This is a genomic window from Streptomyces sp. NPDC090119, assembly GCF_044747085.1.
Lineage (GTDB): Bacteria > Actinomycetota > Actinomycetes > Streptomycetales > Streptomycetaceae > Streptomyces.
The window spans coordinates 1051032-1072953 of the sequence record NZ_JBIVDK010000002.1; the positions used below are offsets into that span (position 1 = coordinate 1051032).

A 21922-nucleotide genomic window follows, 5' to 3' on the forward strand; every position below is an offset into this window, starting at 1 on the left:
GCTACGGCGTGCAGACCTTGGTGAGTTCACCGGCCGCGCGGGTGACCGGGGTGATGTCCGGGGTGTCGTCGCCGTTCCGGACGGCGGTCCGGACGTTCGAGACGGCCGCGTCCAGGTCGTCCACCGCCTTGTTGACGTCGGCGTCGTCCGTCCGGTCGCCGATCTTGTCCAGGTTCTTCTCGATGGAGTCGAGGGAGGCGTCGGTCTGCGTCGGGTCGTTCGCGGCGTTCTCCACGGCCTGCTGGAGGTCGGTGACGCTGTCGGCGATGGCGTCGGCGGTCCGCACGCAGTCCAGGGCCTTGTTCACGGCGTCGCAGCCGGTGGTGAGGCCCACGGTGAGCGTGACGGCCGCGACGGCGGCTATGACGGTGATACGGCCTCGGCGGCGACTGGCGGCCATGCGGTGTTCCTCCCCTGGTACGGCTGGCCGGGCACGCGGGATCGAGCCGCGCGCCCGTACCGTCCAAGACGCCGTCCACCGGGGCGGGGTTGCCCGTACGGCCAGGGGTTTTTTGTGTTCCCTTTACCCGGCCGGTGCCGCCCGGTCCTAAGCGGGCAGGGTCAGGGCGAGGGCGGCCCGCTGGAACTCGGTGAGTTCGGCGCAGCCGGTGACTCCCAGGTCGAGCAGGGCGTTCAGTTCCTCGCGGGAGAAGGGCTCGGCCTCGGCGGTGCCCTGGATCTCCACGAAGCGGCCGTCGCCGGTGCAGACCACGTTCATGTCGGTCTCGGCGCGCACGTCCTCCTCGTAGCAGAGGTCGAGCAGCGGGACGCCGTCCACGATGCCGACCGAGACGGCGCCGACGGTGCCGGTGAGCGGCTGGCGGTTGGCCTTGATCAGCTTCTTGCGCTGGGCCCAGGCGATCGCGTCGGCGAGGGCGACGTAGGCGCCGGTGATGGCGGCGGTGCGGGTGCCGCCGTCGGCCTGGAGGACGTCGCAGTCCAGGACGATGGTGTTCTCGCCGAGCGCCTTGTAGTCGATGACGGCGCGCAGCGAGCGGCCGATGAGGCGGGAGATCTCGTGCGTGCGCCCGCCGATCTTGCCGCGCACGGACTCACGGTCGCCGCGGGTGTTGGTGGAGCGGGGCAGCATGGAGTACTCGGCGGTGACCCAGCCCTCGCCACTGCCCTTGCGCCAGCGGGGGACGCCTTCGGTGACGCTGGCGGTGCAGAACACCTTGGTGTCGCCGAAGGAGACGAGGACGGAGCCCTCGGCGTGCTTGCTCCAGCCGCGTTCGATGGTGACGGGGCGGAGCTGTTCGGGGGTGCGGCCGTCGATGCGAGACATGCGGGTGAGCCTATCGGGAGTGACGCGAGGGGCTCCTCCCCCATGGGAAGAAGCCCCTCGTGCCGGTGAGACTCCGGTGAGGCCCCGGTGGGCCTCAGGTGAGCGGGAAGCTCACATCATGTCTTCGATCTCCGCGGCGATCGGGTCGGCGTCGGTGCCGATGACGACCTGGATGGCGGTGCCCATCCGCACGACACCGTGCGCGCCTGCGGCCTTCAGGGCGGCGTCGTCGACGAGCGAGGAGTCGTGGACCTCGGTGCGCAGGCGCGTGATGCAGCCCTCGATCTCGTCGATGTTGTCGATGCCGCCGAGCCCGGCGACGATCTTCTCAGCCTTGGTGGCCATGATCCTTCTCCCTGATCCGAACGCCAAACGTCCGCGGACTGGTCTACACCACCAGGGGTAGCCCCACCAAACCGCCCCCCGGCACCGGCATGTTCCGCACTCCGCGTAGCCCCGCGATCGCTATTTCACGGGTTACTTATATCCGTGCCATCGTGCTACAACAGGTCTACACCACAAGTGGTGTAGACCACAGACGCTGCCGTCCCCTTCCATGGTCCCAGGGCGGCGCCCTGCCCATCTGGAGGAAGTTGTGACCACGGCCAGCGCCGCGCCCCCGGCCGAGAACAAAAAGGGCGCCAAGGTGATGGGCGTCCTGCAGCGGATCGGCCGCAGCCTGATGCTGCCGGTCGCGGTGCTCCCCGCCGCCGCCCTCCTGGTGCGACTCGGCAGCAACGACATGCTGGGCGACCCCTCGTACCCGGCGTTCCTGACCAAGATCGCCTCCTTCATGGCCGCGGGCGGCAACGCGATCCTGGACAACATGGCGCTGCTGTTCGCGGTGGGCATCGCGATCGGCTTCGCCAAGAAGTCGGACGGCTCCACCGCGCTCGCCGCGGTCGTCGGCTACCTGGTCTTCAAGAACGTGCTGGCCACGTTCACCGACAAGAACCTGCCGAAGGTGGCCACCGCCGTCGACGGCAAGGTCGTCATGGTGAACGCCCCGGTGGACGCCAAGGTCCTCGGCGGCGTCGTGATGGGCATCGTCGTCGCCCTGCTCTACCAGCGCTTCTACCGCACCAAGCTGCCCGACTGGGCGGGCTTCTTCGGCGGCCGCCGTCTGGTGCCGATCCTCTCCGCGCTCGCCGGTCTGCTCATCGGCATCGTGTTCGGCTACATCTGGCCGGTGCTCGGCACGGGTCTGCACAACTTCGGCGAGTGGCTGGTCGGCTCGGGCGCGGTCGGCGCGGGCATCTTCGGTGTCGCCAACCGCGCGCTGATCCCGATCGGCATGCACCACCTGCTGAACTCGTTCCCGTGGTTCCAGGCGGGCGAGTACCACGGCAAGAGCGGCGACATCGCGCGCTTCCTGGCCGGTGACCCGACCGCGGGCCAGTTCATGACCGGCTTCTTCCCGATCATGATGTTCGGCCTCCCGGCCGCCTGCCTCGCGATCGTGCACTGCGCCCGCCCCGAGCGCCGCAAGGTCGTCGGCGGCATGATGTTCTCCCTCGCGCTGACCTCGTTCCTCACCGGCATCACCGAGCCGATCGAGTTCACCTTCATGTTCATCGCCCCGGTGCTGTACGCGATCCACGCGGTGCTCACCGGTGTCTCCTTGGCGCTGACCTGGTCGCTGGGCATGCGGGACGGCTTCGGCTTCTCGGCCGGCCTGGTCGACTTCGGCCTGAACTGGAACATCGCGTCGAACCCGTTGGGTCTCATCCTGGTCGGCCTGTGCTTCGCGGCCGTCTACTACGTGATCTTCCGCTTCGCCATCACCAAGTTCAACCTCCCCACGCCGGGCCGCGAGTCCGACGAGGAGCTGGCCGAACTTCAGAAGGCCGAGGCCAAGTAACCCGGCCGACGTACGCGCGAGGCCCCGGAACCTGAGGAGGTTCCGGGGCCTTCGTCGTGTGTGTGCGGGGCTACAGCTCGTACGTCATGCCGGGCACCGCCAGCTCGACCGGGCCGGAGAAGGTCTCGCGGGCGTCCGCGAGGTTGACCTCGGGGTCGGTCCACGGCGGGATGTGGGTGAGGACCAGCCTGCGGGCGCCCGCCCGGGTGGCGGTCTCCCCGGCCTCGCGGCCGTTGAGGTGCAGGTCGGGGATGTTCTCCTTGCCGTGCGTGAACGCCGCCTCGCACAGGAAGAGGTCGGCGTCCCGCGCCAGCTCGTCCAGCGCCGCGCTGACCCCGGTGTCCCCGGAGTACGTCAGGGTCCGGCCGCCGTGCTCGATCCGGATGGCGTACGCCTCGACGGGGTGCCGCACCCGCTCGGTGTGCACGGTGAACGGGCCCATCTCGAACGTGGACGGCTTGACCGTGTGGAAGTCGAAGACCTCACTCATGGACGACGCCGAGGGCGTGTCGGCGTACGCCGTGGTCAGCCGGTGCTCGGTGCCCTCGGGGCCGTGGACCGGGATCGGCTCGCAGCGGCCGCCCTCGTGCCGGTAGTACCGCGCCACGAAGTACGCGCACATGTCGATGCAGTGATCGGCGTGCAGATGGCTGAGGAAGATGGCGTCGAGGTCGTACAGACCGATGTGGCGCTGCAGCTCGCCGAGGGCGCCGTTGCCCATGTCGAGGAGCAGCCGGAAGCCGTCGGCCTCGACGAGGTAGCTCGAACAGGCCGATTCCGCGGACGGGAACGACCCCGAGCAGCCGACGACGGTGAGCTTCATGGAGCGGAAACCTCCGTTGGCAGAAGCGGGTCGGGAAGCAGCAGGGCAGGGTTGTGCGGTTCGTCGAGCGTAAGGCGCGAAAGCACGGGTCGCTCCTTCGCCAGGGGCCGTTGTGGGCGAACTCACCTGTGCTGTCACCGGTTCGGCTGGACCGGGGGCGCGTGGGGATGAGCCGAGGGCGCGCGGTTGACGGTGCGCGCCGGTAACGTCCTGCGCATGGACACGACCTGGTGGCTGGCGCTGGTGGCGGTGGTCCTGCTGGCCATGGTCGCCACGCTGGTGGACGGCTGGGGACGGGGACACCGGCAGCGCAAGGGCCGCCGACTCCCGCACTCCGCAAGTGAGTTGACCGACCGTCCGCGCGCCGGTGACATCTCGTGGGCCGAGCCGCTGCCGTGCCTGGTGCTGGCGGTGCGCGACGGGCACGCCACGGTCGCCCGGATCACCGGCCGCCCGGAGCAGGAGCGGCCGGGACTGATCCCGCTGCCGGGCGGTGTCCTCGGCGAGGGGCCCCGTTTTCTCGACCCCGGACAGCTGTACGAGGTGCCCGTGGGGGATCTCCGGCACCGGGTGGGCGAGGCCGACCCGGCCCTGTGGGACCGGGTGCGGCACCTGGCCGGTTAGCGGACGCGCACGGTGACCTGCCAGTGCTCGGCGCCGTGGGCCGAGGTCAGTTCGACGGTGCCGGGCTTGTCCGCGCGGTACGCGGCGTTCGCGTCGCCCGGCTGGAGGACGAAGCCCGAGTTGATCGCGGTCAGCGCACCACCCTCCGCCTGGACCGGCTTCCAGGGGCGGGCCTTGTCGCCGTCGAGGGAGAGCCGCAGCTGACCGCCCTTGGCCAGGCACAGGGTGCGCCCGGAGTCGGCGGCGGTCAGCTGGAGCGCGCTCACGCAGCTCTCGTGGGTGGGTGAGGGCGACACGCTCCGGCCCGCGTCGTTCCCTTCCGTCCCTCCGGTCCCGCAGCCCGCCAGCAGCAGGGCCGCCGCGAGCGCGGCGAGAGCGAGGGGTGTCGTACGGCGCATGGGGTCCGCCTCTCCGTCCGGGGCCGGCCGGGACACCGGCACCACTGGTACCGGTGTGACGCACGACCGCCCCGAACGGCTCCCCTACGGGGCATCCACGACAGGCTCTAGGCCCAGAGCTGGCCCTGCAGGGTCTCGACGGCCTCTTCGGTGGTGGCCGCCGTGTAGACGCCGGTGGAGAGGTACTTCCAGCCGCCGTCGGCGACGACGAAGACGATGTCGGCGCTCTCCCCCGCGTTGACCGCCTTGCGGGCGACCCCGAGCGCCGCGTGCAGCACGGCGCCGGTGGAGACGCCCGCGAAGATGCCCTCCTGCTGGAGGAGTTCACGGGTGCGGGCCACCGCGTCCGCCGAGCCGACGGAGAACCGGGTGGTGAGCACGGAGGCGTCGTACAGCTCGGGCACGAAGCCCTCGTCGAGGTTGCGCAGGCCGTACACCAGGTCGTCGTAGCGCGGCTCGGCGGCGACGATCTTCACGTCCGGCTTCTGCTCGCGCAGGTAGCGGCCGACGCCCATCAGGGTGCCGGTGGTGCCGAGGCCCGCGACGAAGTGGGTGACGGAGGGCAGGTCGGCCAGGATCTCGGGGCCGGTGCCGCTGTAGTGGGCGCCCGCGTTGTCGGGGTTCCCGTACTGGTAGAGCATCACCCAGTCGGGGTGCTCGGCGGACAGCTCCTTGGCGACCCGGACCGCGGTGTTGGAGCCGCCCGCCGCCGGGGACGGGATGATCTCGGCGCCCCACATGCCCAGCAGGTCACGGCGCTCGCGGGAGGTGTTCTCCGGCATCACGCAGACCATCCGGTAGCCCTTGAGCTTGGCGGCCATAGCGAGCGAGATGCCGGTGTTGCCGGAGGTGGGCTCCAGGATGGTGCAGCCCGGGGTGAGACGGCCGTCCTTCTCCGCCTGCTCGATCATGTGCAGGGCGGGCCGGTCCTTGATGGAACCGGTCGGATTGCGGTCCTCCAGCTTGGCCCAGATCCGGACGTCGGGGGACGGCGAGAGCCGCGGCAGGCGCACCAGAGGGGTGTTGCCCACCGCGGCCAGCGGGGAGTCGTAACGCATGGGAGCGCGGGGGCCGGTCAGACCATGCCGCCGGCCACGGCCGGCAGGATGGTGACGGTGTCGCCGTCCGACAGCTTGGTGTCGATGCCGTCGACGAAGCGGACGTCCTCGTCGTTCAGGTACACGTTGACGAAGCGGCGCAGCTGGCCGCCGTCGACCACGCGGCCCTGGATGCCCGCGTGCCGGGTCTCGAGGTCGGCGAACAGGTCGGCGAGGGTCTCCCCGGTGCCTTCGACCGCCTTCTGGCCGTCGGTGTACTGGCGGAGGATGGTCGGGATGCGGACCTCGATGGCCATGGTTGCGGGCTCCTTCTCGAAGGGTCGTCGGGGGCTGCGGACTCGGCACGTCAGCAGAAGGCGCGCACCACAGTCAGAACCATGAGCTCATCGTATCGATTCCCGGTCCACCCTCCGGAATCCCGTCCCGGATGATGGACGTTTTCCGACCGGGGAGTGGGATCAGTACGCCTCGACGACCTTGACCTCCTCCTCGGTGACCGCTCCGTCCAGGATGCGGAACGAACGGAACTGGAAGTCGCCGAGGCCGTCGGAGTCCGCCGTGGAGACCAGGACGTAGTGCGCGCCGGGCTCGTTCGCGTAGCCGATGTCGGTGCGGGAGGGGTACGCCTCGGTCGCGGTGTGGGAGTGGTAGATGATCACCGGCTCCTCGTCGCGGTCGTCCAGCTCGCGGTAGAGCTTCAGCAGGTCCTGGGAGTCGAACTCGTAGAACGTGGGTGAGCGCGCGGCGTTCAGCATCGGGATGAAGCGCTCGGGGCGTCCGGCGCCCTCCGGCCCGGCCACCACACCGCACGCCTCGTCGGGGTGGTCCTCGCGGGCGTGGGCGACGATCCGGTCGTACAGGTCCTGGGTGAGGGTCAGCATGCGGGCCAGGATAGGGGGACGGGCCGTCCCGTACCGCAGTGCGGTACGGGACGGCCCGCATGGCGGACGCCTTGAGCGGCGGCCGCCGGGGGTGCCACGAGTACTCCCGGCGGCCAGACGTCCTGGATGGTCCCTTGGCGGTGGGTCTAGCCCACCTTCTCCAGCGCCGGCTCGTCACGCTCGCCGGTCTGCGGCGTGCGGGACTTCATGATCTTCCAGCCGATGCCCAGCGCGACGGCCCAGACGGCCATCACGTACAGGCAGACGCGGGAGTCGGCATCGTACGCGATGATGCCGGTGACGAAGAGCAGGAAGACGATGGCGACGTAGGAGAAGACCGAGCCGCCGGGGGCCGGGAAGGACGAGGCGGGCAGCTTGCCCGCGACGACCTTGCGGCGGTAGACGACGTGGCTGATCAGGATCATCAGCCAGGTCCAGATGCCCGCGGCGGTGGCGACCGAGGTGACGTAGCCGAACGCCTTCTCCGGGACCACGTAGTTCAGCACCACGCCGATGCCCATGAACAGCACCGAGACGGTGATGCCGAGCGCCGGGGTCTTGGTGGAGGACAGCTTGGCGAACATGCGCGGGGCCTCGCCGTTGTCCGCCAGGGTGCGCAGCATGCGGCCCGTGGAGTACATGCCGGAGTTGCAGGAGGACAGGGCGGCGGTGAGGACGACGAAGTTCACGATGCCCGCGCCGGCCGGGATGCCGATCATGGCGAACGCCTTCACGAACGGGCTGACGCCCGGCGCGAACTCGGTCCACTTGACCACGCAGAGGATGACGGTGAGGGCACCGACGTAGAAGAGGGCGATGCGCCAGGGCAGGGTGTTGATCGCCTTGGGCAGCGTCTTCTCCGGGTCCTCCGACTCGCCCGCGGTGACGCCGACCAGCTCGACCGCGAGGTAGGCGAACATGACGCCCTGGAGGGTCATCAGCGAGGAGCCGACGCCCTTGGGGAAGAAGCCGTCGAACTGGTACAGGTTCGCCACCGAGGCGGTGTCACCGGCGGCGCTGAAGCCGAAGGTCAGCACGCCGAGGCCGATGACGATCATGCCGATCAGGGCGGTGACCTTGACCATCGAGAACCAGAACTCCAGCTCACCGAAGAGCTTCACGGAGATCAGGTTGACGCCGAACAGGACCACCAGGAAGACCAGCGCCGTGACCCACTGCGGGACGGCCGGGAACCAGTAGTTGACGTAGATGGCGGCGGCCGTCAGCTCGGCCATGCCGGTCACGACCCACATCAGCCAGTACGTCCAGCCGGTGAAGTAACCGAAGAAGTCGCCGAGGAACTCACGCGAGTACTCGGCGAACGAACCCGACACCGGGCGGTAGAGCAGCAGCTCGCCCAGGGCTCGCATGATGAAGAAGATGATCGCGCCCGCGAGCGCGTACATGAGGATGAGGCTGGGACCGGCCTTGGCGATGTTCGCCCCGGCTCCCAGGAACAGACCGACTCCGACGGCGCCACCAATGGCGATCATCTGGACCTGACGGCTGCCGAGCCCTCGCTCGTAACCCTCTTCAGGGGCTTCGGTGACCTTCTCAGAGGCCATGGTGGTGCGCCTTTCTCCATGCCGACCCGTGGCCTTCACTCGGCCTCGGATCGGGTCTCGATCCCCCCGGAACTGATGGAGTGAGCAGGTCAGCGACCCGCTCGTGCCTGGCCGGCGGTCGCCGGCTCGGTGGCGCACCCGGCCGAACATGGGTGGTGTTCGCCGGGCGATCGTGAAGATTTATCACGGCCGCAATATTGAGCAAAGAGGGGTCCGAGGGCGTCCTGTGGCACACCGCACAGGAAGAACCGGACAAAGTACGCTCAAATGCACCAAAAGTGGCCGCAACGGTAACGCGATCGTTATCCGGAGTTGAGCGTCCTCTGAGCGAACGCGAAAACCGCGTCTACGGCAGCAGAGTCGAGACGAGGGTCTCCTGAAGACCGCCGAGCCAGAGGTAGGCCAGCACCATGGGCTTGCGCGGGTCCTGGTCCGGGAGGCGGTACAGCGGGTCCGTGTCCTCCTCGTCGGAGATCTCCAGCCGGGAGCCGATGGCCAGACGCAGGTCGTTCAGCGCGCCGAGCCACTGCCGGGACTGCTCCGGGGAGAGCTTGAGCACCGCCTCGCCGCCCTCGGCCGAGGACGCGATCTGGTCCAGGGTGCGGATCACCGCGAGGGCGTTCTCCCGCTTCCCGGCGCGCAGGTCGTTCTCGGTGTAGCGGCGGAACTCGGCGGAGTGCGCGTGCCGTTCCTCGGCCTCGGCCGGGTCGGTCGGCTCCTGCTCGGGGTCGGTGTAGGCGTCCGGGAACAGCCTGCGCAGCACCGGGTCGGCGGGCGGCTCGCTGGGGCCCTCGGCGAACAGCTCGGCGAGCGGGTCGCCGCCCGCGTCCTCGGCGGGGCCGGGGCCGATCAGCTCCAGGAGCTGGACGGACAGCGAGCGGATGATGGAGATCTCGACGTCGTCGAGCGCGACGGTCGCGCCGCCGCCGGGGAGCGGTTCGAAGTGTCCGGGCATCTGTGTCGGTTTACTTCCGGTCCTGCTGGAGGGTGGCCCACAGTCCGTAGCCGTGCATCGCCTGCACGTCGCGCTCCATCTCCTCGCGGCTCCCGCTGGAGACGACCGCCCGGCCCTTGTGGTGGACGTCGAGCATGAGTTCGGTGGCCTTGTCCTTCGAGTAGCCGAAGTAGCTCTGGAAGACGTAGGTCACGTAGCTCATGAGGTTGACCGGATCATTGTGGACGATCGTGATCCAGGGGACGTCCGGCTCGGGTACAGCGAAGACCTCTTCCGCCGATTCGGTGCGTTCGATCTCTACGGGCGCGGGTGACGTCACACAGCCATGCTGCCACGCACCCCAGAAATCGTCACACTGACGAAATGGGAGTACCATCCGTCGTCATGAACACAGCGGACCTTGGGCTGCCGGTCGAAGTCCCGTCGACGGCGCTCTTCACGGACCAGTACGAGCTGACCATGCTGCAAGCCGCTCTGAAGGCCGGGACGGCCGAGCGGCGCAGCGTGTTCGAGGTCTTCACCCGCCGCCTGCCGCACGGCCGCCGCTACGGCGTGGTCGCGGGCACCGGCCGGGTGCTGGACGCGGTGGCCAACTTCCGTTTCGACGCGCAGATGCTCGCCTTCCTGGGCGAGCGGGGCATCGTCGACGAGCCGACCCTGAAGTGGCTGGCGGACTACCGCTTCCAGGGCGACATCTGGGGCTACCCGGAGGGCGAGGTCTACTTCCCCGGCTCGCCGCTGCTGCGGGTCGAGGGCAGCTTCGCGGAGTGCGTGCTGCTGGAGACGGTGATCCTCTCCATCCTCAACCACGACTCGGCCATCGCGGCCGCCGCCTCCCGGATGTCCTCCGCCGCGGGCGACCGCCCGCTGATCGAGATGGGCGCCCGCCGCACCCACGAGCTGGCCGCCGTCGCCGCCGCGCGCGCCGCCTACGTCGGCGGCTTCGCCACCACCTCCGACCTCGCGGCGGGCTTCCGGTACGGCATCCCGACCGTGGGCACCTCCGCGCACGCCTTCACCCTGCTGCACGACCAGGAGCGGGACGCCTTCCGCGCCCAGGTCGACGCCCTCGGCGCGGACACCACCCTGCTGGTGGACACCTATGACGTCGCGGAGGCCGTCCGTACGGCGGTGGAGGTGGCCGGGCCCGAGCTGGGCGCGGTGCGCATCGACTCCGGCGACCTGCTGCTGGTCGCGCACCGGGTGCGCCAGCAGCTGGACGAGCTGGGCGCGACGGACACCCGGATCGTGGTCACCTCCGACCTGGACGAGTACGCCATCGCCTCGCTGGCGGCGGCGCCGGTGGACGCGTACGGGGTGGGCACCCAGCTGGTCACCGGCTCCGGGCACCCGACCTGCTCGATGGTCTACAAGCTGGTCGCCCGCGCGGAGTCCGCCGACCCCGCCGCGGAGCTGGTGCCGGTGGCGAAGAAGTCCAGCGGCGGCAAGACCTCCATCGGCGGCCGCAAGTGGGCGGCCCGGCGGCTGGACCGGTACGGGGTCGCGGAGGCCGAGGTCGTGGGCACCGGGCCGGTGCCGGACGAGTTGGCCGACCGGCAGCTGCTGGTCGAGCTGGTCAAGGGCGGCGAGGTCGTCGCGCGTGAGCCGCTGGACGCGGCGCGCGAGCGGCACATCGCGGCGCGGGCGAACCTCCCGCTGTCCGCGACCCAGCTCTCGCGCGGGGAACCCGTCCTTCCGACGGAGTACCTGCACCTGGGCTCGGGTAGCTAGAGCGGGACCGCCGTACGCCCCCGCCATGCCCCCTCCCGCAAGAGGCCGGAAGTCTCTAGGCTCGATTCCTTGGACCCCACTCGAAGGACACCATCATGCGCCGCGCCTTGATCGTCGTAGATGTGCAGAACGACTTCTGCGAGGGGGGCAGCCTCGCGGTGGCCGGTGGGGCGGACGTGGCCGCCGCGATCACGGAGCTGATCGGGCAGGCGGCCGGTTCCGGCTACCGGCACGTGGTGGCCACCCGTGACCACCACATCGCGCCCGGCGGCCACTTCGCCGACAACCCGGACTACGTCAACTCCTGGCCCGCGCACTGCGTCGCGGGCACGGAAGGGGTGGGCTTCCATCCCAACTTCGCCCCCGCCGTCGCCTCCGGCGCGGTCGACGCGGTCTTCGACAAGGGCGCCTACTCGGCCGCGTACAGCGGTTTCGAGGGCACGGACGAGAACGGGCAGTCCCTCGCGGACTGGCTCCGCGCGCGGGACGTCGAGGAGGTCGACGTGGTCGGCATCGCCACGGACCACTGCGTACGGGCCACCGCCCTGGACGCGGCCTCCGAGGGCTTCCGCACGCACGTCCTGCTGGAGCTGACGGCGGGCGTCGCCCAGGAGACCACGGCCCGCGCCCTGGACACCCTCCGCGAGGCGGGCGTCCAGCTGACCGGCAAGCCGGTGGTGAACGCCTAGCCCCAGCCCGCGGGCCCGCCGTGACCGGTCGCGCAGTTCCCCGCGCCCCTGCTATGGCCGGTGCAGACGTTCGGCCTGCGGGCCCGCTGTGGCTTGTCGCGCAGTTCCCCGCGCCCCTGGGTCGGCCCACCTGGGCGGTGTTCTGTGCGTGGCCGGGCCCGTGGGTTGGCCCGCCTGGCCGGTGTCCGGCGCGTGGCCCTCGCCCCTGGGTCGGCCGGGCTGGTCGGTGTCCGATGCGTGGCCCGGGGGCCGCTGGGGGGTTCCGGCCCAGGTCAGCTACCTCAGGGGCGCGGGGAACTGCGCGACAAGCCACGACGGGCCCGCACCCGACCGCTAACGGATGACGCGGATCTCGGGCAAGGGGCCCAAAGCGACACCCTCACGGTCGAGGATCTCCCGCGCGAGCATCCGGGCCCGGCACCACCCCTCGTCCTCGGCGAGAGCCACCTCGCTCCAGCGGTCCACCGCACAATCGGCACTCATCTCCTCGAAGACCGCGTCGATGGCCCGCAGCCCGGCCAGGGTCTCCGCGGCCAGCGCCCCCCGCGGGGCCCGCCAGGCGTCGTCGAAGGTGAGCGCGATCTCGTCGGGCCCCACCCGATGCCGCCGCACCCACGCCACCTGCTCCTCGGCAGAAGCCGCCACCACCAGCAGCGCCCCGCGCACCATCCCCAGCCGCCAGGCGGAATTCCCCTCACTCATCCGAAGATGCTCGCACGCCGCCTACCAGGGGCGCGGGGAACGGCGCGACCAGCCACGGCGGACCCGCGCCCGAAGGACTACCGCTGGACCGGAGCCGAGCGCAGCGCCCGGATGGGCCGCCACAGTCCCGCCCCCTCCGCCGGTGCCGTGCGCCATATGAGCCCGTCGGGGTGGTGGAGGACGGCGGTCACCTCGTCCGGGGTGGGCGGGGCGGCGTTTCCCCGCAGGTAGACCGACCACAGGCCGAGATTCCGCAGCCGGGTCAGGGCCCGCGCACGATTCCCCGCGTGGACGAGAACCCGTACCCCGGCCGAGCCGTGCGGCAGGTTCACCGCCACCACGACCGTCCCGTTCGGCAGCTTGCAGAAGCCTCCTGCGGCCATGCGGTCACATCCCCGTTCAGTCAGGTGTCAATAAGCGATCCACAGGACGCACCTAAACACGATCGGCGGCGACCCGCTAGGGGGTCACCGCCGATACGTCTCTGACCTGCGAAGATGTCGCTTACTTCGCCGCGGGTCCGACTTCCAGCTCGATCGTGGAGCCGTCGTCCGCCTGCTTCTTGATCTTGATCTTGGTGTTGGTGTCAGTGACCTTCACGCCACCGGTGGGGTTCGACGGGTCCCAGTACGTGTTCGTGCGGTCGTTGAAGACCGCCACCCCGTTCTGCGCCTTGATCTTCGTCACCACGCCCGCCTTGTGCAGCGTGATGCCGTCCGTCGGGTCGAGCGAGAACGGCGAGTCGTACGCCTGCATCCGGTTGCGGAGCAGCGTCCCGTCGGACCACTTCAGCGCCTTCGGGTGGGCGTCGACCGGCAGGATCAGACCGGTGCCCGGGTGCGCGTCGGCGTTGGTGTTGTTGTCCGCCTGGGAGGTGTCCCACTTCCAGATCAACAGGCCGTCCTGGTACGGGTAGTGCTCCACCCAGTCGGGCCGGTCGGTGCCGGTGTAACCGAAGTTGTACGGGCCGACCTTCAGCGTCTTGTCGTACGACACGTACTGGCGGTTCTCCGCGAGGTAGTACTGCGCGTAGTCCTTGGTGAAGGACGCGCCGATGCGGGAGAACCCGGTCGCGGCCCAAGCGGCGTCAGCCGTCTCGGCGTTGTCGGAGAACAGCGGCGTGCCGTCCGCGGTGACCGTGATCTCGTCGGCCGCGAAGCCCTTGAGGGCGGCCCCGCCGTCCGTCTGGTAGCGGAAGCGGAGCTGGATCTTCTTGCCCGCGTACGCGTCCAGCGAGTACGACAGCTTCTTGTAGCCGTCGACCGTGCCGGTCAGCGCGGGCTTGTCGGAGCCGTCGCGCGGGATCGGCTTCCCGTCCACCGTGCCGTCCAGGGCGGTCCAGTTGGCACCGTCCGTGGAGACCTCGGCGTAGAGGTAGTCGTAGCCGGCCTCGATCTCGTACCAGCCGTCCAGGCCCAGGGTGGCCGAGGACTTGCCGGTCAGGTCGACCGAACGGGTCAGCGTGTTCTTGAGGTTGTCACCGCTGCCGCTCCACCACTGGGTCGCGCCTTGGGCCGGGGTGACGATCTCGGTCTTGACCGCCTTCTTCGGCAGCGTGACCAACAGGGCCTGGCGGTACTTGGTGTTGTACTCCGCGAGGCCGAGCTTGTGCCAGGAGGAGACGCCCGCCTTGGCGGTGTCGTAGGTCAGCCAGCCGAGCTGGAGCTTGTCCCACGCGTTCATGTCGCCGGGCAGGTCGCCGATGGCGTCCTTGCCGGTGCCGAGCCAGGAGCCGGAGGACATCAGGGTCCAGAAACCGGTGGAGTTGTCGCCGCCCGCGGTGTCGTACTCGTCCGGCAGACCGAGGTCGTGGCCGTACTCGTGGGCGAAGACGCCGAGTCCGCCGTTCTCCGGCTGGATGGTGTAGTCGCCGACCCAGACGCCGGTGTCGCCGACCGGGGCGCCGCCGAGCTTGTTGCCCGTGGGGCCGGTCGCGCCCGCGTCGGTGCCGAACGCGTACCAGCGGTGCGCCCAGATGGCGTTCTCGCCCTCGGCGCCGCCGCCCGCGGACTCGTCCTCACCGGCGTGCACGATCTGGAAGTGGTCGACGTAGCCGTCCGGCTCGTTGAAGTCGCCGTCGCCGTCGTAGTCGTAGCGGTCCCACTGGTCGTACTGGGCCAGGTCGGCCTTGATGGCGGCGTCGGACTTGCCGGCCGCCTTCTGCCCGGCCACCCAGGACTTCAGGCCGTCGCCGACCACGTTCCACACGCTGGTGCAGTTGGTCTGGCCGCAGGCGTTGTTGCCGTAACGGGCCTCGTTGTAGGGGACCTTGACCCAGTCGGAGACCTCGCCGTCGACCGAGTAGCGGCCCGAGGACTGCTTCTCGTAGTACTTCTTCAGGGACTCGGTCTTGGCGCCGGTGCCGAAGTAGAGGTCCTGGTAGTGCTTCTGGTTGTAATCCGCCTGCCAGGCCGTGGAGTTGTCCTTCTTGCGGTCCGGCGCGGCGATCTTGTTGTGCAGCGGGCCGGGGGTGCCGCCGAACTTGGGGTCGGTCTGGTCCCCGAACTCCACCAGGATGGTGAAGATCTTGTCGGTCTTCTCCCGGCTCAGCTCGACGTACTTGTCGTCGCCCTTCTTGCTCTTGAGCTGGACGACCTTGGAACCGTTGCGCTCCTTCGCCGTGGCCTTGCCCGCGATGAGCTGGTTCAGGGCCTCCTGGCGCTGAGCGTCCTGGGTCTTGCTCAGCGGGCCGTCGAGGTCGTGCTCCCGCTGTCCGGCCGGGGCCGGGTCGTGCCGGTTCTGGGCCGCCGGGCGGGCCATCGTGCCTGCCTCCGCCACGGCGAACGTGGCGAAGGTGGCGGACGACGCCGCGAGGGCCACACCTATCGCTGCGGCTCTGAACGTCCAGGGTCTGCTGGTCACTTGAGATCCTCCCCCGCGCCGCGCGCACGGCAGGAGGGTTTCCGGACCTTGGAAGATCCGTGCGCGCACGATCAACGCGTGTAGTCAAGTGCCGTAATTTGACTAGAGGTTCAGCAGAAAAGACAGACCTTGACTTGTGCAGGACAAGTGCACTATGCGGAGTTGGCGTCCGCTTTACGAACGCGCGTGCTGGCCGAACGGGCGCGTACATAAGCCCAGTTGGCGTGGACCATGACTCCGTGCGCCCCCTGTGCACCGCCCCCTGGGGTGAGGTGGGGCTTACCTGACACAGGACTCGGGCATGCACGCGAATAGAGTCGAAATGGCGCCCCAGCTCACCCCACTACCCCCGTCTTCCGAGGACACGATTGCCATGCCTCGTCCGACCGTCGCACAGCTCGTCTACGGTTCCTGCACCGTGGTCCTCTCCACCGTCGCCATGCTGGCCCTGTCCCAGACCGAATCGGGCCTCGGTGTCACCGTCATCGCGCTGGCCGCGCTCGCCCTCGGGCTGCTCGTGGCCATGACGGTGCCGCTGCCCAGGCCACGACCGGCCCGGTCCACCACCGCCGGGCAGACCCCGGCCGAGCCCGCGCGGCTGGCCGAGCGCCGCCGCCCCGTCGGCGCCTCGTCGGAGTCGGTACGCGGCCGCGCGGCCTCCTGACACCGCGCACGCACCACACCGGAGCGGCGGGCCGGGGACTCCTCCCCCGCCCGCCGCTCCGGTGTGCCGCGCCCCTGCCCGGTCAGGTGGTGGCGACCACCACCGTCTTCGCCGCCTTGTCGTGCAGACCCTGCTTGTACGGGCGGTCGAAGTAGCTCCAGCCGCCGCAGATCGCGGTCCAGACGCAGGCGCAGCAGAAGGCGAACGGCAGCCACAGCACCAGCGCCCGGATCAGCGAGGACTGCCGGGAGGGGGTGGCGCCGTCGTGCAGGTTGGCCACCCGCATCTTGAACCAGCGCATCCCGAGCGTCTGCCCGGTGCGGGCGATCAGGATGGTGTCGTAGGCGACGTAGAGGACGGCGGCGATGATGGACTGGCCGAGCGACTTGCCGACCTCCATGCGGTCACCGTTCACGTCGTACTGATGCACCCCGAACGCCCAGGTCAGCAGCCATACGGCGATACCGACGATGATCATGTCGATGATGCGGGCGACGGTGCGCTTGCCGCTGTCCGCGAGCGGGGGCATCCCCGCGAGGGGGTCCCCGGGACGACCGGGACCGCCGGGACCGCCGGGCCCTTGAGGCCCGCCCCCGTAAGGGCCACCCCCGTAGGGGCCGCCGCTGCCTCCGTAGGGCCCGCCACCACCCCCGTAAGGGCCGCCCGAGCCCGAGCCGTAGGGGTCGCCGCCCTGGGGCGGGGGCTGCTGGGCGCCGTACGGACGGTCGTACGGTGAGCCCGACCCCTGGTCCGACGGGGGCCGCTTCCGCAGCGGGTCGTCGTCGGGGGGCTGCGCTCCGGAGCCGGGGGGCGGTTCGCTGCTCATGGCACCGAGTCGACCGCGAACACCCCGCCCCCGCACCCGGCGGGCGGCCGTACGGGGGACGCTATTCGGCCACGAAGGTGTGCGCCGCCTTGTCGTGCCAGCACTGGCGCCACGGCCGGTCGAACAGCCCCCACAGCACCCCGACGACCCCGATGACGAGGACCCCGGGCACGCTGTAGACCAGCCAGCGGCGCAGCGCGGCCCCGAAGGACGGGGGTTCGTGCCCCTCGATGTCCCGCACCTGGATGCCGCAGAGCCGCTTGCCCAGGGTGCGGCCCCAACGGGCGGTCGGCAGCACCTCGTACACCACCCCGAAGACGAGGAGGACGCCGAACACGATGGCCAGCGAGGTGCCGGTGGTGCCGTCTAGCAGCCAGACGGTGACGGTGCGGCCGGACAGCCGGGCCGCCTCGATCTTGCTCTGCACATGGTCGACGGCACGCACCCCGAGCGGGACCGCGGCGGCCGCCGTCACGGCGCCGATGAACACGTTGTCGATCAGACGGGCGGCGAAGCGCTTGCCGAGACCGGCCGGGCGGGCCTCCCCCTGGCGCCGCACGGCCGCGAGGAACGGGTCCTCCACCGGCGGCTTCCACGGCACGACGGGCTGCTCCTCGCCGGACCCGGCCAGGTGGTGCACCTGCTGCGCCCAGGAAGCCTGACCGCCACCGGGTCCGGGGGCAAGGGGGCCCTGAGGCCGGGGCTGAGGCTGGGCCTGGGGCGGGAGCGCGGAGGCAGGGGCGGCCGCTTGCGGGAAGCCGGGCCGGTCCCCGCCGGGCTGTCTGCGGGGGTCGGCCGGGGCGGGTGTCCCCTGCCCCGGCACCTGGGGTGCGACGGCCGCCCGGGCGGCGGGCCCGGCGGCGGCGTCGGCGGCGGTCCCGAACCCCGCCGGTCCGCCCAGTGGCCCCTGAGCCGCGGCCGACGGAGGCGCGGTCCGCCCGGAACCCCCGCCCTCCGGGGCGTCCCCCGCCCGCACCCGCCGGAACGTCATCGTCCCGTCGTCCCGCAGAGCCCCCGCGGCCGGGCCCGGAGTCGGGCGCCGGAAGAGGAACGTGTCCGGAGGCGCCTCGCCCTGGGCCCCCGGAGCGTCGGCGGAGCCCTCCTCGAAGAAATGCGGACCCGTCTCCTCCACCGGGGGCGTGTCGGGGCCGGAGGTTGACGGCGCGGTGAGCGGCTCGCCGTCCGCGGGGGCGGGGCGGCTGGTGCCCGGCACCCAGGCGGCGCCGTTCCAGTAGCGGACGTAGCCGGGGATGGACGGGTCCGGGTAGTAGCCCTCACGGGGCCTGTCGTCACCGTGGGCCGGCGTAGGGGCGCTCATGTCCGTCGTCCCGTATCTGCTCGGGGGTGGAAGGGAGCCTCCACATCTATCAGACCCGAGGCGCCCCATACCCCGCTCCGGCCGGAGCCGACCCCTTCCGGGCGATGCCGTGGGGGCGCGCGACGCCGGTTGGAAAAAAATTTCCGGGAACCCGCGTAATGACCGCGCCCCTGCCCCCTCTCTCCTGGCACGGGCCCGTCCGAGCGGCCCCCGGTCAGCCGAAGGAGACAGATCATGGAGCACACGGTGGTGGAGCGGGAACTCGAGCTGAGGCTCATCCTTTCGCCCGAGCGGAGCATCCCGGTCCCGGCCCGGCTCGCGTACCGGTCCGACGACCCCTACGCCGTGCACATCACCTTCCACGTCAACTCCGACTTCCCCGTGCACTGGACGTTCGCCCGGGAACTGCTGGTGGAGGGCGTGTTCCGGCCGTGCGGGCACGGGGACGTGCGGGTGTGGCCGACGAAGGTGAACGGCCGCAGCGCGGTGCTGATGGCGCTCAGCTCGCCGGACGGCGACGCCCTGCTGGAGGCGCCCACCCCGCAGGTGTCCGCCTGGCTGGAGCGGACGCTGCGGGCGGTGCCGCCGGGCGCCGAGGCCGCCCAGCTGGGCATCGACGACGCCCTCGACCAGCTGCTGGCCCGGTGAGGCGCCCCAGCTCGAAAGGGCTCGGCTCAGAAGAGCTTGCCGGGGTTGAGGATGCCGAGCGGGTCGAAGACGTCCTTCACGGCCCGCTGCATCTCCAGCCCCACGGGGCCGAGTTCGCGCGCCAGCCACTCCTTCTTCAGCACCCCCACCCCGTGCTCGCCGGTGATGGTGCCGCCCAGTTCGAGGCCGAGGGCCATGATCTCGTCGAAGGACTCGCAGGCACGGCGGGACTCGTCCTCGTCGAGGGCGTCGAAGCAGACGGTGGGGTGGGTGTTGCCGTCCCCGGCGTGGGCGCACAGCCCGATGGTCAGGTCGTACTTGGCGGCGATCCGCTCGACGCCCTCCAGCATCGCGCCGAGCTTCGAGCGGGGCACGCACACGTCGTCGATCATCGTGGTGCCCTTGACCGCCTCCAGCGCGACCAGCGACATCCGCCGTGCCTGGAGCAGGAGTTCGGACTCGGCGGCGTCGTCGGCGGCGACCACCCCGGTGGCCCCGGCCGCCTCGCACAGGGCGCCGACGGCGGCGAGGTCGGCGGCGGGCTCGGGGGTGTCGAAGGCGGCCAGCAGCAGCGCCTCGGTGGTCTCCGGCAGCCCCATCCGGGCGAAGTCGTTGACCGCCTTGACGGTGGTGCGGTCCATCATCTCCAGCAGCGAGGGCACGTGCCCGCCCGCCATGATCGAGCACACCGCGTCGCACGCCTCGGCGGCGGTGGCGAACTCGGCGGCCAGCACCAGTTGCCGGGGCGGCTTGGGCCGGAGCCCGAGCACGGCGCGGACCACGATGCCGAGCGAGCCCTCGGAGCCGACGAACAGCCGCGTCAGGTCGTACCCGGCGACGCCCTTCGCGGTGCGGCGGCCGGTGGACATCAGGCGGCCGTCGGCGAGCACGACGTCCAGCCCGAGGACGTACTCGGCGGTCACCCCGTACTTGACGCAGCACAGGCCGCCCGAGGCGGTGCCGATGTTGCCGCCGATGGTGCAGGTCTCCCAGCTGGAGGGGTCCGGCGGGTAGTACAGGCCGTGTTCCTCCACCGCGCGGGAGAGCACGGCGTTGACGACGCCCGGTTCGACGACGGCGATCCGGTCGACGGGGCTGATCTCCAGGATGCGGTCCATCTTGGTGAGGGACAGCACGATGCAGCCCTCGGAGGCGTTGGCGCCGCCGGACAGCCCGGTGCGGGCGCCCTGCGGGACGACCGGTACGCGCAGCTCGGTGGCGGTGCGCAGCACGTGCTGGACCTGTTCGACGGTGCGTGGCAGGACCACGGCGGCGGGGGCCCCGGCCGGGCAGAAGCTCGCCATGTCGTGGGCGTAGGAGGCGGTGACGTCGGGATCGGTGAGCACGGCCCCGGCGGGCAGCCCCGCCAGCAGCGCTTTGGTGAGGTTCTCGGCGGGCGTGGTGTCGCCGTCGCGGGGTGCTTCGATACGGCTCATGATCACAGCGTGGCACTCGGGGCCATCGGTGTGAACCCCGCACGCGCCGTGCTTGGGCCGACCGGATGTGGTCGTCATATTGACGCACAGTGAGCGGCATGGCGAAGAGACAGTACGGCGACTCCCGGCCCGGTACGTCCCTGGTGGCCGAGCCTCCGCCGCACCGGCCCCGGCGATGGCTGGGCCGCACGCTGCTCACCCTGGTGGCGGGCGGGGCGGCGGCGAGCGCGGCGCTGACGCTGCTGCCGCGGGAGGCGCCGCAGCGGGCCCCGCACCGGCCCCCGGCACCCGCGCCCGGACCGCAGGCGCGGGCGCTGACGGCGGTCACCGCCGGGCTCCCCGCGGCGCTGCCCGACCTGACGGAGCTGATCACCCGGCAGGAGAACGGGGTACGGGCCCGGCCCGCCGACGCGCGCGCCTGGGCGGTGCTCGGCACCGCCTACGTGGCGCGGGCCGGGCGCACGGCCGACGCGACCGACCTCCCGCGCGCCGAGCGGGCCCTGGACACCTCCCTGAAGGCGAAGGCCGCCGCGAACACCGAGGCGCTGGCCGGGCTGACCGCGCTGGCCAACGCCCGCCGGGACTTCGCCTCGGCCAAGCGGTACGGCGAGCAGGCGCTGAAGCTGACCCCGAAGCGCTGGTCGGCGTATCCCCCGCTGATCGACGCGTACAACGGGCTCGGTGACTACACCGCCGCCCGGAGCACCCTGGACAAGCTGATGGCGCTGCGCACCGCCCCCGCGGACCGCCCGGCGGTGATGGCGCGGGCGTCGGCCGTGTACCGGGACCGGGGCTGGCGGGAGGACGCGGCGGCCCAGCTGACCGACGCGGCCGCGGCCGCCGGTACGCCCGCCGAGCAGGCCGCCTACCGTGCCGGAATGGGCCAGTTGGCGTGGGAGCGCGGTGAACTCCCGGATGCGCTGCGCCAGTTCACCGAGGCCCTCCGTCTGGACCCGGCCGAGGCGACGGCGGGCGCGGGCCGGGCCCGTACCCTCGCCGCCCAGGGGCGTACCGCCGACGCGCTCACCGCGTACCGCACCGCCCTCTCGAAGCGGCCGGACGCCGAAGTCACCCTGGAGCTGGCTGAGTTGTACGAGTCGCTGAACCGCACCCAGGACGCCGAGGCGCAGTACGCGCTGGTGCGGAAGCGGGCGGAGAGGTCGGCGGCCGACGGGGTCGACGAGGAGCTGGTGCTCGGGCGGCTGGAGGCGGACCACGGGGACCCGCAGGAGGCGGTGACCCGGCTGCGCGCGGAGTACGAGCGGCAGCCCGGTATCGAGGTGGCCGACGCGCTGGGCTGGGCGCTGCACCGGGCGGGCGACGAGGAGGAGGCGCTGAAGTACGCCACCGTCGCCACCGACCGGACGAAGGGCGGCGGGGTGCGCAGCTCGTCGCACGCCTTCCACCGGGGCATGATCGAGTACGAGCTGGAGCGGTACGGGTCCGCCCGGCGCCACCTTCAGGACGCGCTGCTGGTCAACCCGGCCTTCTCCCCGCTGTGGGCGGCCGAGGCGCGGGCGACGCTGAAGGACATGGGCGAGGTGACCGGGGGCCCGCTGCCCGCCGACGTGCTGTGAGCCGGGGGCGCGACCGCTC

General features: G+C 71.2%; 24 protein-coding genes. 7 read left to right on the forward strand and 17 right to left on the reverse strand.

Going from position 1 to position 21922, the window contains the following annotated elements; translation table 11 throughout:
• Position 1: 1 nt before the first annotated feature.
• From ACIPPM_RS12135 to ACIPPM_RS12145, 3 genes are all read right to left on the reverse strand, one after another.
• Positions 2-400: a hypothetical protein gene (locus tag ACIPPM_RS12135; RefSeq protein ID WP_401446115.1), complete on the reverse strand. Its 399-nt coding sequence runs from the start codon at positions 398-400 to the stop codon at positions 2-4.
• Positions 401-547: 147 nt separating this feature from the next.
• On the reverse strand, positions 548-1285 hold the full coding sequence (rph, locus tag ACIPPM_RS12140; protein ID WP_401446117.1) for a ribonuclease PH: 738 nt from the start codon (positions 1283-1285) through the stop codon (positions 548-550).
• Positions 1286-1396: 111 nt separating this feature from the next.
• Positions 1397-1630: a glucose PTS transporter subunit EIIB gene (locus ACIPPM_RS12145; protein ID WP_393596653.1), complete on the reverse strand. Its 234-nt coding sequence runs from the start codon at positions 1628-1630 to the stop codon at positions 1397-1399.
• A 250-nt stretch (positions 1631-1880) separates the two neighbouring features.
• Here ACIPPM_RS12145 and ACIPPM_RS12150 point away from each other — a divergent pair, with 250 nt between their 5' ends.
• On the forward strand, positions 1881-3146 hold the full coding sequence (locus tag ACIPPM_RS12150; RefSeq protein WP_401446120.1) for a PTS transporter subunit EIIC: 1266 nt from the start codon (positions 1881-1883) through the stop codon (positions 3144-3146).
• Positions 3147-3216: 70 nt separating this feature from the next.
• Here the strand turns inward: ACIPPM_RS12150 and ACIPPM_RS12155 are convergent, their stop codons facing one another.
• Complete coding sequence (locus ACIPPM_RS12155; protein ID WP_401446122.1) at positions 3217-3969, reverse strand: MBL fold metallo-hydrolase; 753 nt, start codon at positions 3967-3969, stop codon at positions 3217-3219.
• 216 nt (positions 3970-4185) lie between these two features.
• Here ACIPPM_RS12155 and ACIPPM_RS12160 point away from each other — a divergent pair, with 216 nt between their 5' ends.
• Positions 4186-4593 (forward strand): type II toxin-antitoxin system PemK/MazF family toxin, encoded by a 408-nt coding sequence (locus ACIPPM_RS12160; RefSeq protein ID WP_401446124.1) that lies wholly within the window; start codon positions 4186-4188, stop codon positions 4591-4593.
• Here the strand turns inward: ACIPPM_RS12160 and ACIPPM_RS12165 are convergent.
• The 7 genes from ACIPPM_RS12165 to clpS all read right to left on the reverse strand — a co-directional run bounded on the left by ACIPPM_RS12165 (position 4590) and on the right by clpS (position 9826).
• Positions 4590-4991, reverse strand: a complete 402-nt coding sequence (locus ACIPPM_RS12165; protein ID WP_401446126.1) for a hypothetical protein — start codon at positions 4989-4991, stop codon at positions 4590-4592. The genes ACIPPM_RS12160 and ACIPPM_RS12165 overlap by 4 nt on opposite strands.
• A 107-nt stretch (positions 4992-5098) precedes the next feature.
• Complete coding sequence (locus ACIPPM_RS12170) at positions 5099-6049, reverse strand: PLP-dependent cysteine synthase family protein (protein WP_401446128.1); 951 nt, start codon at positions 6047-6049, stop codon at positions 5099-5101.
• Between the two features lie 17 nt (positions 6050-6066).
• Positions 6067-6345: a MoaD/ThiS family protein gene (locus tag ACIPPM_RS12175; protein WP_030810866.1), complete on the reverse strand. Its 279-nt coding sequence runs from the start codon at positions 6343-6345 to the stop codon at positions 6067-6069.
• A 162-nt stretch (positions 6346-6507) separates the two neighbouring features.
• Positions 6508-6930: a Mov34/MPN/PAD-1 family protein gene (locus tag ACIPPM_RS12180; RefSeq protein WP_401446131.1), complete on the reverse strand. Its 423-nt coding sequence runs from the start codon at positions 6928-6930 to the stop codon at positions 6508-6510.
• A gap of 146 nt (positions 6931-7076) precedes the next feature.
• Positions 7077-8495 (reverse strand): amino acid permease, encoded by a 1419-nt coding sequence (locus ACIPPM_RS12185; protein WP_393596647.1) that lies wholly within the window; start codon positions 8493-8495, stop codon positions 7077-7079.
• A 346-nt stretch (positions 8496-8841) separates the two neighbouring features.
• Positions 8842-9450 carry a DUF2017 domain-containing protein gene (locus tag ACIPPM_RS12190; protein WP_401446134.1) on the reverse strand — a complete coding sequence of 203 codons (609 nt, stop codon included), beginning with the start codon at positions 9448-9450 and terminating at the stop codon, positions 8842-8844.
• Positions 9451-9460: 10 nt separating this feature from the next.
• On the reverse strand, positions 9461-9826 hold the full coding sequence (gene clpS, locus ACIPPM_RS12195) for an ATP-dependent Clp protease adapter ClpS (RefSeq protein WP_393596645.1): 366 nt from the start codon (positions 9824-9826) through the stop codon (positions 9461-9463).
• 8 nt (positions 9827-9834) lie between these two features.
• On the opposite strand from clpS, the gene ACIPPM_RS12200 reads away from it, so the two are divergent.
• Positions 9835-11181, forward strand: coding sequence for a nicotinate phosphoribosyltransferase (locus tag ACIPPM_RS12200; RefSeq protein ID WP_401446136.1), 1347 nt, complete (start codon positions 9835-9837; stop codon positions 11179-11181).
• A gap of 95 nt (positions 11182-11276) precedes the next feature.
• Positions 11277-11870: an isochorismatase family protein gene (locus ACIPPM_RS12205; RefSeq protein WP_401446139.1), complete on the forward strand. Its 594-nt coding sequence runs from the start codon at positions 11277-11279 to the stop codon at positions 11868-11870.
• Positions 11871-12203: 333 nt separating this feature from the next.
• Here the strand turns inward: ACIPPM_RS12205 and ACIPPM_RS12210 are convergent, their stop codons facing one another.
• The 3 genes from ACIPPM_RS12210 to ACIPPM_RS12220 all read right to left on the reverse strand — a co-directional run bounded on the left by ACIPPM_RS12210 (position 12204) and on the right by ACIPPM_RS12220 (position 15434).
• Positions 12204-12572 (reverse strand): hypothetical protein, encoded by a 369-nt coding sequence (locus ACIPPM_RS12210; RefSeq protein WP_401446142.1) that lies wholly within the window; start codon positions 12570-12572, stop codon positions 12204-12206.
• Positions 12573-12649: 77 nt separating this feature from the next.
• Positions 12650-12955 carry a hypothetical protein gene (locus tag ACIPPM_RS12215; RefSeq protein ID WP_401446144.1) on the reverse strand — a complete coding sequence of 102 codons (306 nt, stop codon included), beginning with the start codon at positions 12953-12955 and terminating at the stop codon, positions 12650-12652.
• A gap of 121 nt (positions 12956-13076) precedes the next feature.
• Complete coding sequence (locus ACIPPM_RS12220) at positions 13077-15434, reverse strand: immune inhibitor A domain-containing protein (RefSeq protein WP_401446146.1); 2358 nt, start codon at positions 15432-15434, stop codon at positions 13077-13079.
• 373 nt (positions 15435-15807) lie between these two features.
• On the opposite strand from ACIPPM_RS12220, the gene ACIPPM_RS12225 reads away from it, so the two are divergent.
• On the forward strand, positions 15808-16098 hold the full coding sequence (locus tag ACIPPM_RS12225; protein WP_401446149.1) for a hypothetical protein: 291 nt from the start codon (positions 15808-15810) through the stop codon (positions 16096-16098).
• Positions 16099-16180: 82 nt separating this feature from the next.
• Here the strand turns inward: ACIPPM_RS12225 and ACIPPM_RS12230 are convergent, their stop codons facing one another.
• Together ACIPPM_RS12230 and ACIPPM_RS12235 are read right to left on the reverse strand one after the other, a co-directional pair.
• Positions 16181-16924, reverse strand: coding sequence for an RDD family protein (locus ACIPPM_RS12230; protein ID WP_401446152.1), 744 nt, complete (start codon positions 16922-16924; stop codon positions 16181-16183).
• A gap of 61 nt (positions 16925-16985) precedes the next feature.
• On the reverse strand, positions 16986-18242 hold the full coding sequence (locus ACIPPM_RS12235) for an RDD family protein (protein WP_401446155.1): 1257 nt from the start codon (positions 18240-18242) through the stop codon (positions 16986-16988).
• A 234-nt stretch (positions 18243-18476) separates the two neighbouring features.
• Between ACIPPM_RS12235 and ACIPPM_RS12240 the strand changes: the two genes are divergently transcribed.
• Positions 18477-18890, forward strand: coding sequence for an SsgA family sporulation/cell division regulator (locus tag ACIPPM_RS12240; RefSeq protein WP_401446158.1), 414 nt, complete (start codon positions 18477-18479; stop codon positions 18888-18890).
• A 26-nt stretch (positions 18891-18916) separates the two neighbouring features.
• On the opposite strand, the gene ACIPPM_RS12245 is transcribed toward ACIPPM_RS12240, so the two are convergent.
• Positions 18917-20332 carry an FAD-binding oxidoreductase gene (locus ACIPPM_RS12245; RefSeq protein WP_401446471.1) on the reverse strand — a complete coding sequence of 472 codons (1416 nt, stop codon included), beginning with the start codon at positions 20330-20332 and terminating at the stop codon, positions 18917-18919.
• Positions 20333-20424: 92 nt separating this feature from the next.
• On the opposite strand from ACIPPM_RS12245, the gene ACIPPM_RS12250 reads away from it, so the two are divergent.
• Positions 20425-21903, forward strand: a complete 1479-nt coding sequence (locus tag ACIPPM_RS12250; RefSeq protein WP_401446161.1) for a tetratricopeptide repeat protein — start codon at positions 20425-20427, stop codon at positions 21901-21903.
• Positions 21904-21922 lie beyond the last annotated feature (19 nt).

Excerpts from the sequence above, each read along its gene's own strand:
- ACIPPM_RS12200 (WP_401446136.1), top strand. The coding sequence starts at position 9,835 with ATGAACACAGCGGACCTTGGGCTGCCGGTCGAAGTCCCGTCGACGGCG.
- ACIPPM_RS12210 (WP_401446142.1), bottom strand. The coding sequence starts at position 12,572 with ATGAGTGAGGGGAATTCCGCCTGGCGGCTGGGGATGGTGCGCGGGGCG.
- ACIPPM_RS12170 (WP_401446128.1), bottom strand. The coding sequence starts at position 6,049 with ATGCGTTACGACTCCCCGCTGGCCGCGGTGGGCAACACCCCTCTGGTG.
- ACIPPM_RS12175 (WP_030810866.1), bottom strand. The coding sequence starts at position 6,345 with ATGGCCATCGAGGTCCGCATCCCGACCATCCTCCGCCAGTACACCGAC.
- rph (WP_401446117.1), bottom strand. The coding sequence starts at position 1,285 with ATGTCTCGCATCGACGGCCGCACCCCCGAACAGCTCCGCCCCGTCACC.
- ACIPPM_RS12240 (WP_401446158.1), top strand. The coding sequence starts at position 18,477 with ATGGAGCACACGGTGGTGGAGCGGGAACTCGAGCTGAGGCTCATCCTT.
- ACIPPM_RS12190 (WP_401446134.1), bottom strand. The coding sequence starts at position 9,450 with ATGCCCGGACACTTCGAACCGCTCCCCGGCGGCGGCGCGACCGTCGCG.
- ACIPPM_RS12160 (WP_401446124.1), top strand. The coding sequence starts at position 4,186 with ATGGACACGACCTGGTGGCTGGCGCTGGTGGCGGTGGTCCTGCTGGCC.
- ACIPPM_RS12145 (WP_393596653.1), bottom strand. The coding sequence starts at position 1,630 with ATGGCCACCAAGGCTGAGAAGATCGTCGCCGGGCTCGGCGGCATCGAC.
- ACIPPM_RS12180 (WP_401446131.1), bottom strand. The coding sequence starts at position 6,930 with ATGCTGACCCTCACCCAGGACCTGTACGACCGGATCGTCGCCCACGCC.
- ACIPPM_RS12185 (WP_393596647.1), bottom strand. The coding sequence starts at position 8,495 with ATGGCCTCTGAGAAGGTCACCGAAGCCCCTGAAGAGGGTTACGAGCGA.
- ACIPPM_RS12235 (WP_401446155.1), bottom strand. The coding sequence starts at position 18,242 with ATGAGCGCCCCTACGCCGGCCCACGGTGACGACAGGCCCCGTGAGGGC.
- ACIPPM_RS12155 (WP_401446122.1), bottom strand. The coding sequence starts at position 3,969 with ATGAAGCTCACCGTCGTCGGCTGCTCGGGGTCGTTCCCGTCCGCGGAA.
- ACIPPM_RS12215 (WP_401446144.1), bottom strand. The coding sequence starts at position 12,955 with ATGGCCGCAGGAGGCTTCTGCAAGCTGCCGAACGGGACGGTCGTGGTG.
- ACIPPM_RS12225 (WP_401446149.1), top strand. The coding sequence starts at position 15,808 with ATGCCTCGTCCGACCGTCGCACAGCTCGTCTACGGTTCCTGCACCGTG.
- ACIPPM_RS12165 (WP_401446126.1), bottom strand. The coding sequence starts at position 4,991 with ATGCGCCGTACGACACCCCTCGCTCTCGCCGCGCTCGCGGCGGCCCTG.
- ACIPPM_RS12250 (WP_401446161.1), top strand. The coding sequence starts at position 20,425 with ATGGCGAAGAGACAGTACGGCGACTCCCGGCCCGGTACGTCCCTGGTG.
- ACIPPM_RS12205 (WP_401446139.1), top strand. The coding sequence starts at position 11,277 with ATGCGCCGCGCCTTGATCGTCGTAGATGTGCAGAACGACTTCTGCGAG.
- ACIPPM_RS12230 (WP_401446152.1), bottom strand. The coding sequence starts at position 16,924 with ATGAGCAGCGAACCGCCCCCCGGCTCCGGAGCGCAGCCCCCCGACGAC.
- clpS (WP_393596645.1), bottom strand. The coding sequence starts at position 9,826 with ATGGTACTCCCATTTCGTCAGTGTGACGATTTCTGGGGTGCGTGGCAG.
- ACIPPM_RS12135 (WP_401446115.1), bottom strand. The coding sequence starts at position 400 with ATGGCCGCCAGTCGCCGCCGAGGCCGTATCACCGTCATAGCCGCCGTC.